This window comes from Pseudomonas sp. FH1 (genome assembly GCF_000510895.2).
Lineage (GTDB): Bacteria > Pseudomonadota > Gammaproteobacteria > Pseudomonadales > Pseudomonadaceae > Aquipseudomonas > Aquipseudomonas azotoformans_A.
In genome coordinates this window covers 51678-68351 of record NZ_AOHM01000088.1, presented here as the reverse complement: position 1 = coordinate 68351, position 16674 = coordinate 51678, and the positions used below count along the sequence as shown (strand labels likewise).

21 protein-coding genes and 1 tRNA gene are annotated in these 16674 nt (G+C 55.2%); 17 read left to right on the top strand and 5 right to left on the bottom strand.

Annotation, left to right across the window (positions count from 1 at the left end; translation table 11 throughout):
• The first annotated feature begins 5 nt into the window (after positions 1-5).
• The 11 genes from H096_RS23605 (at position 6) to H096_RS33545 (ending at position 9100) form a co-directional block, all read left to right on the top strand.
• Positions 6-374, top strand: coding sequence for a phage tail tube protein (locus H096_RS23605; RefSeq protein WP_033901755.1), 369 nt, complete (start codon positions 6-8; stop codon positions 372-374).
• Positions 374-676: a hypothetical protein gene (locus H096_RS23600; RefSeq protein ID WP_025858882.1), complete on the top strand. Its 303-nt coding sequence runs from the start codon at positions 374-376 to the stop codon at positions 674-676. Before H096_RS23605 ends, H096_RS23600 begins: the two co-directional genes overlap by 1 nt.
• Before the next feature lie 100 nt (positions 677-776).
• Positions 777-2462, top strand: a complete 1686-nt coding sequence (locus H096_RS23595) for a phage tail tape measure protein (protein ID WP_033901754.1) — start codon at positions 777-779, stop codon at positions 2460-2462.
• Between the two features lie 12 nt (positions 2463-2474).
• Positions 2475-3725: a DNA circularization N-terminal domain-containing protein gene (locus H096_RS23590; RefSeq protein ID WP_033901753.1), complete on the top strand. Its 1251-nt coding sequence runs from the start codon at positions 2475-2477 to the stop codon at positions 3723-3725.
• Complete coding sequence (locus H096_RS23585) at positions 3718-4836, top strand: phage baseplate assembly protein (RefSeq protein ID WP_051422160.1); 1119 nt, start codon at positions 3718-3720, stop codon at positions 4834-4836. Before H096_RS23590 ends, H096_RS23585 begins: the two co-directional genes overlap by 8 nt.
• Positions 4829-5362, top strand: coding sequence for a phage baseplate assembly protein V (locus tag H096_RS23580; RefSeq protein ID WP_051422158.1), 534 nt, complete (start codon positions 4829-4831; stop codon positions 5360-5362). Before H096_RS23585 ends, H096_RS23580 begins: the two co-directional genes overlap by 8 nt.
• Positions 5362-5829: a phage GP46 family protein gene (locus H096_RS23575; RefSeq protein ID WP_033901752.1), complete on the top strand. Its 468-nt coding sequence runs from the start codon at positions 5362-5364 to the stop codon at positions 5827-5829. The genes H096_RS23580 and H096_RS23575 overlap by 1 nt, the downstream gene beginning before the upstream one ends.
• Complete coding sequence (locus H096_RS23570; RefSeq protein WP_033901751.1) at positions 5829-6887, top strand: baseplate J/gp47 family protein; 1059 nt, start codon at positions 5829-5831, stop codon at positions 6885-6887. The genes H096_RS23575 and H096_RS23570 overlap by 1 nt, the downstream gene beginning before the upstream one ends.
• Positions 6888-6896: 9 nt before the next feature.
• Complete coding sequence (locus tag H096_RS23565) at positions 6897-7487, top strand: putative phage tail protein (RefSeq protein WP_033901750.1); 591 nt, start codon at positions 6897-6899, stop codon at positions 7485-7487.
• 3 nt (positions 7488-7490) lie between these two features.
• Positions 7491-8747 (top strand): hypothetical protein, encoded by a 1257-nt coding sequence (locus H096_RS23560; protein ID WP_051422156.1) that lies wholly within the window; start codon positions 7491-7493, stop codon positions 8745-8747.
• Positions 8744-9100 (top strand): tail fiber assembly protein, encoded by a 357-nt coding sequence (locus tag H096_RS33545; protein ID WP_033901749.1) that lies wholly within the window; start codon positions 8744-8746, stop codon positions 9098-9100. The genes H096_RS23560 and H096_RS33545 overlap by 4 nt, the downstream gene beginning before the upstream one ends.
• A gap of 24 nt (positions 9101-9124) precedes the next feature.
• On the opposite strand, the gene H096_RS34015 is transcribed toward H096_RS33545, so the two are convergent.
• The gene (locus H096_RS34015; RefSeq protein ID WP_156717519.1) at positions 9125-10009 is read right to left on the bottom strand and encodes a hypothetical protein; all 885 of its coding nucleotides are present in this window, start codon (positions 10007-10009) and stop codon (positions 9125-9127) included.
• 209 nt (positions 10010-10218) lie between these two features.
• Here H096_RS34015 and H096_RS23550 point away from each other — a divergent pair, with 209 nt between their 5' ends.
• Together H096_RS23550 and H096_RS23545 are read left to right on the top strand one after the other, a co-directional pair.
• Positions 10219-11058 (top strand): hypothetical protein, encoded by an 840-nt coding sequence (locus H096_RS23550; protein ID WP_033901747.1) that lies wholly within the window; start codon positions 10219-10221, stop codon positions 11056-11058.
• Positions 11059-11150: 92 nt separating this feature from the next.
• Entirely contained in the window at positions 11151-11660 is a 510-nt protein-coding gene (locus H096_RS23545; protein ID WP_033901827.1) for a glycoside hydrolase family 104 protein, read from the top strand.
• Positions 11661-11677: 17 nt separating this feature from the next.
• Here the strand turns inward: H096_RS23545 and H096_RS23540 are convergent, their stop codons facing one another.
• Complete coding sequence (locus H096_RS23540; RefSeq protein ID WP_033901746.1) at positions 11678-12820, bottom strand: acyltransferase; 1143 nt, start codon at positions 12818-12820, stop codon at positions 11678-11680.
• 184 nt (positions 12821-13004) lie between these two features.
• Between H096_RS23540 and H096_RS23535 the strand changes: the two genes are divergently transcribed.
• On the top strand, positions 13005-13232 hold the full coding sequence (locus H096_RS23535) for a hypothetical protein (RefSeq protein WP_033901745.1): 228 nt from the start codon (positions 13005-13007) through the stop codon (positions 13230-13232).
• Here H096_RS23535 and H096_RS23530 read toward each other — a convergent pair.
• On the bottom strand, positions 13213-13596 hold the full coding sequence (locus H096_RS23530; protein ID WP_033901744.1) for a hypothetical protein: 384 nt from the start codon (positions 13594-13596) through the stop codon (positions 13213-13215). The genes H096_RS23535 and H096_RS23530 overlap by 20 nt on opposite strands.
• A gap of 167 nt (positions 13597-13763) precedes the next feature.
• On the opposite strand from H096_RS23530, the gene H096_RS23525 reads away from it, so the two are divergent.
• Positions 13764-13858 (top strand) — tRNA-OTHER (locus H096_RS23525).
• An 86-nt stretch (positions 13859-13944) separates the two neighbouring features.
• Here H096_RS23525 and H096_RS23520 read toward each other — a convergent pair.
• Positions 13945-14130, bottom strand: coding sequence for a hypothetical protein (locus H096_RS23520; RefSeq protein ID WP_033901743.1), 186 nt, complete (start codon positions 14128-14130; stop codon positions 13945-13947).
• A 9-nt stretch (positions 14131-14139) separates the two neighbouring features.
• Complete coding sequence (locus tag H096_RS23515) at positions 14140-14685, bottom strand: DUF4410 domain-containing protein (protein ID WP_033901742.1); 546 nt, start codon at positions 14683-14685, stop codon at positions 14140-14142.
• 324 nt (positions 14686-15009) lie between these two features.
• Between H096_RS23515 and H096_RS23510 the strand changes: the two genes are divergently transcribed.
• Both H096_RS23510 and H096_RS23505 read left to right on the top strand, forming a co-directional pair.
• The gene (locus H096_RS23510; protein WP_033901741.1) at positions 15010-15726 is read left to right on the top strand and encodes a DUF969 domain-containing protein; all 717 of its coding nucleotides are present in this window, start codon (positions 15010-15012) and stop codon (positions 15724-15726) included.
• Positions 15723-16673 (top strand): DUF979 domain-containing protein, encoded by a 951-nt coding sequence (locus H096_RS23505; protein WP_033901740.1) that lies wholly within the window; start codon positions 15723-15725, stop codon positions 16671-16673. Before H096_RS23510 ends, H096_RS23505 begins: the two co-directional genes overlap by 4 nt.
• Position 16674 lies beyond the last annotated feature (1 nt).

Here is a 16674-nt window from a genome sequence, read left to right as displayed (position 1 = left end):
AGAACATGGCAGGAAAAAACCGTATTGGCGGACTTATCGCCTTGAAGGTCAACGGCGACATTTACTTCGCCAAGGGCGCTTTCACTTACAACCTCGGCAAGCCCAAGCGCGAAGGTGTGGTGGGCTCCGACGTTGTCCACGGCTACAAGGAAACCCCTCAGATTCCATTTATTGAGGGTGAGATCACCGATCGCAACGAGCTGAGTCTTGAAGACCTGGTCACGCTCGATGACGCAACCATCACGCTGGAGCTCGCCAACGGCAAGGTCATCACCTTGAGTGAGGCCTGGTACGCAGGCGAGGGCACCGGCAACACCGAAGAAGGCAACATCGCTTGCCGCTTCGAAGGCATCTCTGCCGAGGAAATCTCGTAATGGCCAAGGAAAAGACGATTCAACTCGCCGAGCAAATCACGTTCGGCAAGGACACGTTCACTGAGCTGACCGTGACCCGCAAGCTTAAATACCTGCGCGGCCATGCGTTGCGTATCACTTCGGATGGCAAGGGCAACGGCGGCGCGGACATGGACTTCGCCACGCTGATTGACCTCGGGGCCAAGATGGTTGGCCACCCCCCTGCGTTGCTCGACGAGCTGAGCGAGGACGATCAAGCCGCCGTCATCGGCGAAGCCCGGGATTTTTTGCTGAAGCACCTCGGGGGTGGGAAGGAGGCGTAACCGTCGTCGTCAAAGTTATGAGTGTTCAGCCGTCGGAAGTCATGGAAATGGATTTCGACGAGCTGAATTGGTGGCTTGAGCGCACCGAGGAGTGGGTTGGATGGCAGACAAAGGATACTCCCTAAACGTCATCATCGCGGCCGTGGACAAGATCACCGCGCCGTTGCGTGGGATCTTCGGCAAGGTCAAAGCGGCGAGCGCTGGCATTGCCGGTGCGCTTGATCGTACCGGTCTGCCGATTTTTGCGAACAGCCTGAAGAACGTTGGTGGTGCGATAGGTGGTGTGGGGAACGCGGTTGCTTCAAGCACCCGGAAGCTGCTGGGGCTAGGGGCCACGCTGGGCATCACAGGCGCTGCGCTGAACATGTTTTTCCAGGGCTTCGCTGATGCAACCGGCGCAATTGGTGACACTGCCGAGCGTACCGGCATCAGCCGCGAGCGATTCCAGGAGCTCAGCTTTGCAGCGAAGCTCAGCGGGTCTTCCGCCGAGACCCTGGGCGGCGCCTTGCAGAAAATGCAGATCAACATCGGCGCTGCTACGGCTGGCTCGAAAGAGCTTTCGCAAATGTTCAAAGGCCTGGGTATCAACATCAAGGACTCGTCCGGGAAGCTGAAAAGCTCCGATGCTTTGTTCGACACTTTTGTTGATCGAATCTCGAAGATTAAAGACCCGTCCCTGCAGGCTCAGGCCGCCGTGAAGATCTTCGGCAAGAGCGCTACAGAGCTTCTGCCGTTGATTCGCGGTGGCAGTGCGGGCCTGAAGGAAATGTCAGACGAGGCGCGCCGCCTCGGCGTCGTCATTTCTGACAGCGCGGTTCGTGAAGGCGAGGATTTCGGAGATACGCTTGACACGATCCATGCGGCACTCGGCGGTGTCAGCAATAGCATCGGAAGCTCCCTGGTACCGCAATTGAACATGCTGGGCAAGCGGTTGATTGAGACGATCGTCAAGTACCGTCCCCAGATTGAAGCATTCGCCACGGCTTTCGCCGAAAACCTGCCTGGCAACATCGAACGAGTCACCGGCTTCCTTGGTGACCTATACGACGGTGTTCAGCCGGTGATCGAGATATTCGGTTCGCTTTCCGACACCTTCGGCACGGCCAACCTGATATTCACGGCACTGGGCTTGTACATCGGTGGCGGCTTCCTGATGGCGGTTCTGAACCTTGCGCTGGCCCTGAAGGGGCTCGGGTTGGCTATCACTCTCACGCCAGTCGGCTGGTTCCTGGCGGCGATCGTGGCAATTGGCGCCGCGGCCTACGTCATCTACAAGAACTGGGACAACATCGTCGGGTTCTTCGAGGACAAGTGGGCGGGTGTCAAAGCGGCCTTCAGTGACGGAATAATCAACGGTATCTGGAAGCTGTGGAAGGAATACAACCCCATCACTTTGATGATGGAAGGCTTCAACGGTCTGATTAAGTACCTGACAGGCTGGGACCTGGGCGCAATCCTCGGCAGCAAGATCACCGAGGCTGTTGCCGCCATCAAGAACGGATTGCCCGACTGGGCTAAGAAGTTGCTTGGCATTGATGGTGCCGGGGTCAGCGGCGGCGCTGAGGGTGGATCGCCGTCGGCTGCCACCGGTGGTGCCGATACTGATTTGGGCCGGCGCGCAGCGCAGATCGGGCGGGATGCTGTTCAGCAGTTGGCGCCGCCGGAGCAAGCAGTAAGGGTGCAGGTCGACCTGAACAACGTTCCAGCAGGGTCCAAGGTGAAAACCGAGGGCAGCCAGGGAGCGACATTCGATACCGACATCGGTTACTCGATGATGGCCCCGTAACCGGAGTTCCCTATGGCTTGGCGAGACAACTACCGCGCCGCGACCTTTCGCGGCGTGGGCTTTTTTGTGGCTACGGCAGACAGCAGTCACGGCCGGCGCCAGGCGGTACACGAGGCGGCCCAGCGCGATATTCCCTACACAGAAGACCTTGGCCGTAAGTCGCGGGAGTTCGGTATCACCGGCTACCTGCTGGGCAAAGAATACGACGTCGCCCGTGAAGAGCTGATCAAGGTCTGCGAGCAAGCGGGCCCTGGTGTGTTGGTTCACCCGTACAGGGGTGAGCTGACTGTAGTCTGCCGGGGGCTAACCGTCAGCGAATCCTCGGACGAGGGCGGTAAATGCACGATCTCGATGACTTTTCTCGAGGCGGGCGAGGCGTCTTACCCATCTGCCAAGGTCGACAGCGTCAATGCGATCAGCGCAAAGGCGGGCGAGGTCACCGAGGCCAGCAAGGAAAACTTCGTTGCCGACTTCCTCACCAAGGGTTACCCGTCTTTCGTGGCCGAGGCGGCCACTACGCAGATAAAAGGGTTGAGCGATTTTTTGAGCTCGCCTGAGTTCATCGTTTCAAGCGACATACAGGCAGTATCCGACTACTACGACAAGGTCAAAGGCATCGGCTCTGATGCGTTCAATCTGATCCAAGCCCCGCTGGAGTTCGCTGGCCAGGTCGTTGACGCTATCAGCAGCATCCGGTCAGCCTTCGGCGGCAGCGCCTTCGGAATGCTGATGAGTCTTTACAGCCAGTATTTCCCAAGCTCCGACGATGCATCCTCTTCTGCTACGCCGAGCCGTCAGCAGGTCGTGAGGAACACCAGCGCCGTTTCAGCGCTCGTTCGTCAGGCCGCAATTTCTGAGGCAGCTGTCGCAGCAGTGGTCACGCAGGCAACTGAGGACGTTTCCAATGGCGGTACGAAAACAACCTCCGAACCGACTAAATACGATAGCTACGAGGCGGCCATTGCGGTGCGCACTGAGCTTTCCGACAGGTTGGATGGGGAGAGCGAGTCGACCAGTAACGACCTGGTATATGTCGCGGTTACCGATTTAAGGACCGCCGTGGTTCAGGCCGTTCCGGATCCTGAGCAGGACTTGCCGAGGCTTGCGACATTCTCGCCCAGGCAGACGCTGCCGTCTCTCGTTGTTGCATATCAGCTCTACGGTGACGCCAGCAGGGCCGAGGACATCGTGCTGCGCAACGACCCGCGCCGCCCAGGCTTCCTGATCGGCGGCCAACAGCTTGAGGTTCTTGCAAATGGATGACCTTGAACTGCTGGTCAACGGCATGAATTACGCGGGATGGACCCAGGTTGGAGTAACGCGCGCGGTTGATGCTTCCTCTGGCGCGTTCACTGTGACCCTTACGGAGCGCTGGGAAGGGCAGGAGGGCAGAAGCGCTCAAGTTGAGCCCTGGCCCATTCTCCCTGGCGATAAGTGCGAGGTCCGTCTCGGCGGAATAAAGATGGTGGTTGGCTATGTCGACATCTTCAAGCCTTCGTTCAGTGCGAATGACCACACCATCAATATCCAAGGGCGCGACCGGACATCGGACCTGATCGACTGTAGTGCCGTGCACACGCCGGACGAGTGGAAGAACATTGATCTGCTGCGCTTCGCCCAGGTCTTGGCCCAGCCATTCGGCGTCGGCGTTTCGGCTGATGTCCCGGTGGGCACTCCATTCACGGTCTGCAAGCTGCAGCAGGGCGAAACAGCGTTCGAAGCAATTGAGCGTTACGCCAAGCAGAGACGCCTATTGCTGACGACGGATGGCGCCGGCGGCCTACTGATCACCCGGGCGGGTAACAAGCGGGCCGCCGTCGGGCTGGTTCAGGGTGAAAACATCCTCAGCGCCACCGGCAGCATTGATCACAGCCAGAGGTTCCGCAATTACCTGGTTAAAGGCCAGGCCGGATACAACCCAAACAGCGATGGAAGCACTGAGGCGCACGTCGAGGGCGGTGCGAGCGACAGCGGAATCAGGCGTTATCGACCGATGCTGATCGTCGCTGAGTCCGGCGGATCGAACGGCAGCGCCCAAGAGCGAGCTACCTGGGAGGCCAACAGCCGGCTGGGAAAATCAGCTTCCGCTTCCATAACCGTCCAGGGCTGGCGGCAAAGCCCGGGCGGGCCAATCTGGGAGCCAGGAATGCTGGTACAGGTCAGGTCGCCATGGTTGCGCATGGACGGGCAAATGATTATTCGGCAGGCCACCTACGAGCGCGGGGAGGGCGGTACCACTACCAAGCTCGATATCGTCAGCCCGCAAGCCTTTTCGCCGGAGCCTCCTGATTCGAAGAAAAGCAAGGCAGGGAAAAAGGGCGGTCGGAATATCTGGGCGGAAGCCATCGGGGAAGAGGACAAAAAAGATGGGTAACCCACTTCGCGATCTAAGCAATCGCGTGATGATGATGTTTGCCCGTGGAGTTGTGCACAGGGTCACGGATACGAATGGACGGCAGCAGTTGCAGGTGGAGTTGCTCAAGGACGAGCTGCGAGACGATATCGAACACATGCAGAACTACGGCTTCACCAGCCACGCAACAGGTGGAGATGTGGCGGTGGCCTTCATTGGCGGCAACCGCGAGCAGGGGATTGTTCTCGCAGTTGATGATCGGCGCTATCGCATCACCTTGAAGGCTGGTGAAGTCGCGATGTACGACGACCTTGGCAACAAAGTTGAGCTGCTGCGCGAAATGGTCAAGGTCACGGCTGTTCAGCATGCAGAGGTGGAGGCCCCGACCATCAAGATGATCGGAGAGATTGAGATGGTCGGTAACGTAAAAATCCAGGGGAATATTGATTCCACCGGTACCGTCACAAACAACGGCAAGAACATCGGCAGCACCCACCAACATAACGGGGTGTTGGTCGGATCCGCAAACACGGGAGAGCCCATTTAATGGCTGACGCCGCAATGGTAATGACCGAGTTCGGCGGGGACCTGGTGCTGTTTGGTTTTGACCTTGAACGCGATGACGGCCTTGAAACTGCCGTGATCATCAGTCTATTCACCGATCGTCGCGCCAGTGCTGAGCAGATCCCTCCCGAATATGAGCAGGACGATTTACGCGGTTACTGGGGTGATCTCACAAATCTCTCGGCGACTGACCAGACGGGTTCGCTGCTCTGGCTATTGGCCAGGGAGAAAGAACTGCCCCAAACGCTGAGCCGAGCTGAGCAGTATTGCCGTGACGCCTTGGCCTGGATGATTGATGACGTGGTGGCCACGACAATCGAGGTCGCCGCTTCATATCACTCGCGCGGCGTGATGCTGCTCGTTATCGACATCTATCGCCCGACCGGCCCGGCCGTTCGCTACCGATACAACTATGAATGGTCGGCGCAGGCCGGCAAGAGGGCTGCCTGATGCCATTTGTTCGACCCACGTTACCGGAGCTCATCGACCGGGTTACAACTGACATTAGCGGGCGCGTGACGGGCGTTCAGAGCGCTGTGTTACGCCGTTCATTGCTCGGGATTCTGGCCCGGTCTGAGGCCGGCGCGGTACACATGCTCTACGGCTTTCTCGAGTGGGCCGCCAGGCAGGCGATCATTGACACCGCCGAGAAGGAATACTTGGAGCGCTGGGCAGCGATCTGGAAAATTTTCCGCAAGGCCGCGGACTACTCCACGGGAGGTGCACTGCTGGCGGGTGCGGTCGGCTCGACACTTCCGGCCGGAACTATTCTGCAACGACAGGACGGCGTGCAGTATCGGGTGCTGGTTGACGGGGAGTTCACTGGGACTTCGCTTCAACCGACCATTGTCGCGGTAGAGGCAGGTGCAGACGGCGACGCACCGGCGGGTACTCCGCTTTTTCTGGTATCGCCAGTGGCCGGGGTGCAGTCGACTGGTTCAGCGGCCACGGACATTGACGGAGGGCTCGATGTTGAAACCGACCCGCAACTGCTCAACCGGCTTCTGAAGCGAATCCGCCAGCCGCCACACGGCGGGGCAGCAACGGATTACGAGCTGTGGGCACTGGAGGTGCCTGGAGTAACGCGGGTGTGGGTGTATCCGCTCCAGATGGGCGCTGGCACCGTCACTGTGCTCTTCGTCTGTGATGGAGAGGACGACATCATTCCTGATGCTGCAAAGGTCGCAGAGGTGCAGGCTTACATCAGCGAGCGCGCCCCTGTAACCGCCGAGGTATTTGTCGCAGCCCCCGTACCTGATCCCCTGAACCTTGCCGTCAAGCTTTCGCCAAACACCGCCGCCGTCCAAGCTGCCGTGCTGGCCGAGGTTGAAGATCTGATCGTCCGCGACTCTAAGCCCGGGAGTCCGACGTTGATCAGCCGATTGCGCGAGGCTGTATCCATTGCCGCCGGCGAAGCCGACAACCAGATCACGTCACCTACGGCAGATGTGGTTCATGCCACCGGGCACATGGCGGTACCTGGCAACATAATCTTCTCCAGCTTTTAAGGAGGCGTAATGCCGACAGCTGCCGACTACCTGGAGCAGCTGAAAACGCTGCTGCCTCCTGGCCAGGCCTTCCCTCGCGAAGCCGGCACCACGCTCCACAGCCTACTTGATGGGATGTCGATTGAACTGGCGCGAGTAGATGCCCGTGGCGAAGCGCTGCCCTTGGAGGCGATTCCATCCAGCTCCAGCGAGCTACTGGTCGATTGGGAGCGAGTCGCCGGCCTGCCCGACAAATGCTCTGGTGTATTGGAGGAAACGCTGCAGGGCCGGAAGAACGTCCTATTGGCAAAGCTCTCAAGCACTGGCGGTCAATCAGCTGCTTACTTCGTCGAGTTGGCGGCGTCTCTCGGCTACGTCGTAACCATCGAGCAATTCCGGCCGTTCCGGGTCGGGCTCTCCAGCGTAGGTGACGCACTCACCAACGGCGCCTGGGTATTTACCTGGCGGATAAAAGCACCGGCGGTCACCGTAACAAGTTTTCGTGTCGGTCAGTCCGCAGTGGGTGAGCGTCTGCGCACCTGGGGCAACGACACCCTCGAATGCAAAATAAATCAATTGAAGCCCGCGCACACCATTGCGCTCTTCGCCTACGGAGATTAACGCATGCACAGAATTGACGGGCCAGGGGCGACGGCCGAGAGCAGGTTCACCGAGGGCGACCCGGTCGCCGGCACCCCGGCCACGGTTGTCACTGACGACTTCATGAACGATGTTCAGGAAGAACTCATCAGCCTTCTCGCCGCCGCCGGCGTAACCCCGGTTAAAGGCACCCAGGATCAATTGCTCCAATCCATTTACAAATTGGCTCAGGCGCAGAAGGCCACTGCCTTTGCTACTGGCGGCAGCGCGACCGCGCTAACACTGACCCCGAGCCCCGCAATTTCTGCATACGCGGTGAACCAGCGGTTCAGCGTCAAGTTTCACATAGATAGTGGCGCCAATCCGACATTGAACGCCTCTGCGAAAGGGGCGAAAGGGCTGAAGCAGTACAATGCAGCCGGCGCCAAGGTGGCTGCGGTATTTTTCGCCGATCAAGTCGGCGATGTGGTCTACGACGGCACAGACTGGGTGCTCCTAGATCAATTGCCTACCGCGACAAACAATTTGGTGGGAGTTGTAGGGGCAGCGAAGAACTTGAAGGTTTCGACGACGGGCACTAGCGCAGTCGTTACCGCGTCCGCTGACGAGCTCGTAGTCGAAAATGCCGCCAATGCCTACGCGACGCTTCGTGCGGTCGCCATCGCGCCTTCCTTTGCTGCTGCGGGCGCTAACGGTCTGGACGTTGGCGCGGCAGGCTCACAAACGGCCTCGACCTGGTACAGCGTCTGGGTAATCTGGAATGGAGCAACCATCGCCGGACTTCTGTCGTTGAGCGCCACAGCGCCAACGCTACCGCCCGGCTATACGCATGCGGCTCGAGTGGCCTGGGTGAGGACGGACGCTACGGCGAACAAATACCCACTCTCTTTCAGTAAGTCTGGACGTTACTCGCAGTACAAAGTAGCTGTAGGCTCAAATCTCTCGGCGCTTCCTTTGGTTGCCAGTGGCATTCAGGGGGCTATCAATACGCCTACCTACGTTCCAGTGTCGGTGGCGGCCCTGGTTCCCCCTGGCGCCAGTAAAATCGGCATTGTCGCCACTACTGGCACAGGCACAGGCACGTTGTTAGTCGCGCCAAATAACTCTTTTGGCGCTTCAAACTCTGCAACCAATCCGCCGCCATTAGTAGTTGGTCAGTCTGGTACAGGCACAACAAATACTGGATTTATTTCCATGATTCTCGAGTCTGGGAACGTGTACGTCGCACAACAAACATCGACCAATTTTACGCAAGTTTTTGGCTGGGAGGATGGCTTATGAGTTGGGCAATAAGATTAGACGGCGCTGGCTGCAGGTCGATAGACTCTCCAGAAGATGTTATTAAAGGATTTGAACGTTATATAGCTACAGCCGACGGACCACCACCAGAGCCTGTTGCGCTGCCGCCTACTGAAGAGCAAGCGAAAGCCTCGGCCGACCTCAAACGTGATGAGCTATTAGCAGTTGCTGCGCTTAGAATTGCCCCTTTGCAGGATGCAATTGACCTGGATCTGGCCCTCCACGATGATATTGAAAGGCTAAATCGCTGGAAGCAATACAGAATAGCAGTTAACCGGGTATCAAGCGCGCCCGGATACCCGCTTAATATAACTTGGCCAGTAGCTCCAGATTAGATACTGGCCACTAAATAACTTGCATTAAGGCTCTATTGGTGGGCCCTCTAGCATAAGCACTCTATTTTGGTTATAGCTAATTCCGAGTATGCCCTTGCCATTAAACTCTATGTAAGTTGGATCTGCTATATGAATTCCTTTTTGTTCGATTAAAAGCTTGTCGCGGCGCGTAGTCCACTTGAGAGGGTTTTCAGGTGAGGCAATGCTCATGGTTATATACCAGGCATCTTCTGAACTTCTATCATGATAAAGACCATGCAAAGCAATCATTCTTCCTTCTTTCATGATTAGCTCGGGGTTGCCACCATTCTGTATGACAACTCCTGATTGATTTGGCGTGAAGTCTATTTTTTCACCAAAATCAACATAGCTATATGCGATATCCATTCTATCCAAAGATATCGAAGTTTCTGCAAGCATGTGCCATCTGTTGCCGACAGGTAAAATTGCTACATTCCAGATATGCCCCCAGTTTGTACCGGGGGATTGCCTAACAATCGGCTCGCCTCCATTTGCCGGAATCCAATTCTTTTGATCCTTTGACGAGTACAGATACATGTCGTCAGAACCTTCTGATTTTCCGCAAGTTAAATAATACGTTTGTTTATAAGTAAAGAAGTAAGGAAATCTGCAGGACTCCTTCATTATTGGTGGTGATGACTTCTTCGGTGATGTACTGATCTGCGCATCTTTTATCAGGCAAACCTTGTTTATTTCGCACTGATGAAAGAGATCGTATCCATCGCCATTTTTCACCAAGTGAACCTCAACAACATAGCTTCCACCCCCTAGCGCAGCTTCAGATATTTTGTAACTTCCGCTCTGTAATGAAAAATCAACCAGCGGTGGGTTGCTTGAATTTGATGTCTGGGCGTGAGCGGAGACGCAGATAAATGCCAATGCAGCCATGAATCTAGGTATAGGCACAGTTTATATTCTCTTTAGTAATATGCTTCATTTTCTACCAATCAGTGATTTGTTGCAAATTTTGCTGCAATACAAACTGATGAGATTTTTAGTAACAAATTTAGGCGAGCGCGTAACAGTTTTGCACGCTGCCAATGACTCATATTCATCGCCGATTAACATCCATGTCGTTGATATATAAGGATTAATTCATGAGTACAATAAGCGCATTGCGCAAAACAAAACTTGACAGCAGGCTTGAGTGTTCACTGTTCGTTCACCAAGGGAGGCTACTAGAGGCAGCATTCAGGCGAGACTGGTTTTCGACATTTGCGCACACGCTCGAAATCCGGGATTTCTTTACAGATCAATTGCTTGCATCACACCCATGGGCGGGCGGCATGGGAACTGTAGTGGTTGACGATGCGCATGTCATCCATGTTTTCGGCAATACGAACTGGGCGTCGTATAACAACAAAATCATTAAGTCCACGCTTGACCCCGCTACCTTCACGCCATCAGCACCAATTGACGCGCTATTGGTGAACTCTCCGTTCAAATTCTATAATTTGGACATTACAAAGTACGGGACCAAGTGGCGCGCTATCGTTGAGATATCCAATGACCAAGGGCCAGCTATTTACTTTGCAGAATCGTCAGATCTTGTGAATTGGGTTTACAGGGGCGGCCGCCTCGGTGCGCCGGGGGAATACGTAGGCTGCCCGAGCATCCACTGGGTGCCTGATCGCAATGCATTCCTGCTGACGTTTTTGAAGTCAGTGTCCGGAAAGTTCGTAACGCGCCCGGCAAAATCCTCAGACAACTGTTTTACTTTCAGCTATTTCACCAGCAACGGGCCAAACCCGGCAGGTAGCTACCTACTTGATGCAGATCCTGGCACCGAAGGCAAAAATGCCAGTGACCTGTCCATGGTTGAGCTTGATGGAAAAGTCTATGGTGTCTACTTGACTGGCGACCAACTAACTATCGCACGACGAAATACTTTTCACTATGACGGAACTATGGCCCAGTTATACGACGAATTCTTTTGAAGTAGGGCGCCATGCCGATCACCCAGCAGAAGTTGCTGCAGACCCTCCCCGCGCCGGCTGATGAGTCGGCTTTTTTTGTCTGGAGAAAAGTAATGTCCCGAATTTCTGAATTGCTTGCCGGTGGCCGCAACGTATTGGCGTATCTTGATATGCTCGCTTGGGCAGAGGGGACCAGCACGTCACGCGCCACTGCCATTGATGGCTATGACGTGATCGTCACCGGAATCGACGGCAAGCCGGAGGTGTTCAATGACTTCACCGACCACCCGTTCGCCAAGGGGCGAGCGTCGAAGGTCATCAACAGCAAAGGCTTGAGGTCGAATGCTTCTGGCCGGTACCAGCAGATGCTGAAGGACTGGCCTTATTACAAGGCGTTTCTCAAGCTTCCGGACTTCAGCCCGATTAGCCAGGACCTTTTGGCCATCCAGCACATTCGCGAATCCCGTGCGCTGCCTGACGTAGTGGCCGGTCGTATTGAGACTGCTATTTCGAAGTGCAGGAATATCTGGGCCAGCTTGCCAGCTGCTGGATATGGGCAGCGCGAGCATCTGCTTGACGATCTGTTGAAACAATACCGCCAAGCTGGAGGAGTGCTGTCATAAATGCTAAAAAATTGCACTCAGGTTGTTGGCACTTTTAGTGCTTTAGGCTTTAGGAGAAATAACTTTCTAAGCGACGTTGCTTGGGGGAACTCGATGTACCTGTAGGTAAATGCGGACAATGCGGCTAAGGTTATCCAAAAGCTGAGCTGATTGTTCAGCTTGAGTGGATTCTCTAATAGCTGCGGCCCTATGAGTAAGCCATGCCAGCAGTAAATGGAGAAACACATTGCGCCAATAATCCGTAATAGCCATATTGAGAGAAATGCTTTTATGAATCCTTTAGATTGGAGAGCTGCTATTAGAGTTAGAGAAAATCCAATATTTGTAAGATTATTTGTAAAAGCCACCAAAAATATTGGTATCTGGTTCTGGAGTCGAAGATCCCACATCAAAGCAGCAATCAATATCATGGATATGCCTAAGGCTATGCAAAGCTTCGTATTTTTTGGAAGTTTTCCATTTACATATAAATAGCAGACGACCATACCGGCTATAAAGTCGTCAAATCGAGCAATAAAAAAATCTTTCACAGGGTTCTGGTGTATAGCTCCAAACTCGAAATAAGCCCCGGCCAGTCGAAGTAAAAGCGAAATGGTGATAGTTGCAATCGCGGTTTTTTTTAACCCGAACTTGTATATTGAAATTAGTATTAATGGCAGGGCTGCACTGAAGTAAATTTCAATGAGTAAAGACCAGAAAGGGCCGTTAATCTTAGGGAAAAAATAGTCTCTGGTGAACATGCTAGCTGAAGTTATTGTCATGAAAAATGATTTGTAAGCACCTCTGTCCCCTTTGTGAATGTAAAAGGCTAAACTAACAAAAGCCATAAATACAAATAACGGCATGAGTCTTTTGCCACGATGCAGCAGATATTCCTTTCGGTCCTCTCGTGTTAGCATCGAGCGATTTCCAGAAAAATATGGAAGCGCAAGCACAAAGCCGGAAAGCACAAAAAAGAACCCGACACCCATCCAGCCGTTTGCGATTATGTATGGGAAGTCTAGACCTGTTACTTGTTTGAAATACTTGCTGAAGCTCGTGGCGAAGCCGTGTTGGTATATCACAAGCAAAATGGCAAGGCCCCTCAAGCCATCTACCACTTGAAGCCTATTATTATCGGACATTAATGGCTCAACCGTTTTGTGCAACTCAGCATTCATATTGCTTTTCCATGTTTAAATTCTTGGTTCTGTAATGTGATTCTTGGGTGTGGGTGCCAGCTTCAAATAACCGCCTATATTATCATGTGTGGTGATCCCGCGGCTTTTTTGGGTAGAGTTGGCAGCAAAATTTCATTTAGCCAAGTAGGCTATTCTTACCTTTTGTGCAAAGCAGAGTCGCGGCATGGAAGGCATTGCCCTCAGTCCAAAGATAGACCGTGAAGCGGACAAGCTGCTGGCGCAGATCGCCCGGGCCGACTCGATGATCGTAGCGGCGAAGGCGGGCGCCAGGGCGGAAGGGTTTGTGCTGGGGCTTGAGTCAGCGCGGGCCTTGAACGAAGCGACCATAGATCAGATGTACCTGATCTTCGATAAGGCGACAGAGGATCGCCTCAAGGAGCTGGCGACGTAGGGGCGGACGCCGCGTTGCCGCCTAGGGCTCGACCCTCCATCAGCAGGCGTTGATTCTCCCTGAACAGGTGGTCGCGTTGTTCGGCCACACTCAGCAGGCCATTTATGCGTCTGTCCATTTCGGAGTTTTGCCGGTTCAGCGCGCCGACTTCGGCCAACGCTTTCTTGAGCGCTGCCTCTGCGGCTGTTTTGCCTGTGGTCAGGTCGTCGCTTAGCCGAACCAATCCCGCAATATTTGCCCGGGCCTTGCGCAGTTGGGCCTGCGTCTGGGTCAGCTCATCTTCCAGCAGGGCGCATTGGTGCTTGTACATTTCGAGAGGCGTAGGGCAGCCAAGCCACTCCGCTGTGTCTTCGTCGATGTTCATGGTGGGGCAACTCAAATGCTGTATGCGCATACAGTAGTCGAGGCGTATCCGTTTTGGGAGTGGTGTTCGTCGGCAGGACGCCGGAGAGGGCTACTACTGTAGGAATATCCAACGCTAAGTTGTTGATTCTTATAAGGTGTAACTCTGGTTTTGGTAGGTGCTGAAAGGGGTGTGTATTCCTTTTATATCAGTAGCTTACATAGATTCCGTGGTCACCTTGACATGGTGGGGGTCGTTGGTTCGAGTCCAATCGCGCCTACCAAACAAAATCCGCTCTGCTGGGCGGTCTAGAAGGGCTCACCGAAAGGTGGGCCCTTTTTTGTTGTCTGCGATTTGTGAAGCCCCGCCTCAGCCGGTCTCGCCAAGAAACATCTGCAACAACACCAGTTCAACCAGCGCCACCAACAGCAAAAACATCACGAACCCGAATGAGAACACGCGTTTTCGCCGTGGCGGTGTGTAATCGCTCGCGAGCTCAAGCAGGTTGAACAGCGCGCTGATGAGCCTCCAGATAAATTCCAGAAATTCACTCACGGTAGCGATTTACTTGGCCTTGGCGTTCTTGATATCGCTGATCATCTGCTTGGCAATCGCCTGCACCTGCTTCTGTGTCATGGCCGAGGCAATGCCTTCCCAGGCGGACGACGAGGTGTCATAGGTACGAGAGCCAATTGGCGTGCCGGATTTCAGATCACAGTAGTCGGCACGGGAAAATACCCAGGCGTTCCCTACCAGCGCACCCGCGACGTAGCGCGAGCCCGGCTCAATGTAACGGAACTTGCTCACCTTGATGTTGATGCCGACACCGTCTTTGCCGCTTGGAGCCACTGCGGAGCTTTCGGTGACATTGAAGCCGGCCTGGCGGGCTTCTACCTGGAGCGCGTTATTCCAGTCGCGCTTGAGCAGGTTCCAGTCCGGGTTTTGCTCGACCTGGCCTTCGCCTTTGATGCTCACCACCAAGTTGTGTTTGGCGGCGTCCGGGATCGCCAGGGTGGCGCTGCCATTACTTTTCACCTTGGCGGCGCAACCACCCAGCATGGACAGCGCAACGGCGCAGGAGATAGCGATCAGGATTTTTTGGGTTTTCATTGAATTTCCATATCCACAACGTTAACGGGAGGGCTGCAAAGCCCTGAGAAACGGGCGGCGCTAAGATGCGCGAATCCCTTCGGGTCTGTCCACATCTTGTTACGTGTACCGCGCCTAATCACCCACAAAATTTATTGGTTCGCAGCAACAATTTTTCTTGTTGGACACCTCCCGCCCCCAGGCAGCAAAGTTGCCGCCACTGACGCTCGACCTTTCGGGTCAACAATAAAAAACCGAGCTGACTGCACGCCACTTCTTGCTGTGAACCCTTTGTTCACATCCTGCTGTAATGGCGCCGCAGCGCGCACTTAAGGACCTCACGCCATGCAAACTGTTGTGAACTTATGGCCGTTGATCGGCGTACTTGTGATCGTGGTTGGCTTTGTCTTGCGCTTCAACCCGCTGTTGGTGGTCACCGCCGCCGCTATCGCCACCGGGCTTGCTGCCCACTTTCCGCTGGAGAAAATCCTAGCGACCATGGGCGATGGCTTCCTTCAAACCCGTGCCTTGCAATTAATTCTGTTGTTACCCCTGGCGGTCATTGGCCTGCTGGAGCGTCATGGGCTGCGCCTGCATGCACAAAACTGGATTGCACGGTTCGAGCGCGCCACGGTCGGGCGGTTGTTGATCATCTATCTGTTTGTACGCGAATCCACCGCCGCCATGGGGTTGACCAGCCTGGGTGGGCACCCACAGATGGTGCGTCCGCTGCTCGCACCGATGGCCGAAGGCGCGGCGGAAAAACGCTACGGCAAGCTGCCGGACAAATTACGTCACAAGGTGTTGGCCATGTGCGCCGCGACAGACAACGTCGGCCTGTTTTTTGGTGAAGACATTTTCGTCGCTTTTGGCGCAATCGCATTGATGCACACTTTCCTGCTCGGCTCGGGAATTGATGTGGAGCCGCTGCATATTGCGGTGTGGGGCATTCCTACGGCGATCTGTGCTTTTATTATTCATGCGATCCGTCTGCACCGGTTTGATCGAAGGCTTACCCGTGAGATGACGCCTGCCGCTACGCCAGTGGAGGCCGCGCAATGATCATTTCCATTCAATACCTGTACTGGCTCGCGGGGGTTCTGCTGCTGATCACTGCGGGCATGATTCTGATGGACCGGAGCCATCCCAAGCGTTGGTCCAGTGCGTTGTTCTGGCTGTTGTTCGCTATTCCGTTCCTGATCGGCGAACGCCTGCCGTCGGTGGCCATCGGCGCTGGCGTCGTGGTGATGGCATTGATTGCCGGCATGGGCGGAGTCGGCCGTGGCAAGCATGTCGAGTTGCATGACAAGGCCTCTCGCGCCAGTGCCGGTCGCCTGGGCCACAAGCTGTTCATTCCTGCGCTCGCCATCCCACTGACCACGGTCATTGGCTCGGTGCTGCTCAAGCACACCGAGATTGGCGGCGTGCCACTGCTGGATCCGAAAAACACCACCTTCGTTTCCCTCGGTATCGGCTGCTTGATCGCACTTGGCCTGGCCTGCTGGCTCACCCGTGATACGCCGGTGCAAGCCTTGCGCGAATCCCGCCGTCTCACTGAAGCCCTTGGCTGGGCGATGGTTCTTCCGCAAATGCTGGCGATGCTCGGCTTGCTGTTTAATGAGGCCGGGGTCGGTACGGCTGTTGCGCATGTCACCACCACCTACATCAACCTCGATTTCAAGTTGGTGGCAGTGATGGTCTATGTATTGGGCATGGCTTTGTTTACGGTGATCATGGGTAATGGTTTTGCGGCATTCCCAGTGATGACGGGCGGTGTCGGCGTGCCGGTGCTTGTGGGTATCTACGGCGGGAATCCAGCGGTGATGGCGGCGATTGGCATGTTCTCCGGCTACTGCGGCACATTGATGACGCCGATGGCCGCCAACTTCAATATTGTGCCTGCTGCGTTGCTGGAGCTGCCGGACAAGAACGCGGTGATCAAGGCGCAACTGCCCACGGCGTTGATGATGTTGGTGGTCAATATTGTGCTGCTCTACCTGTTGATGTGAG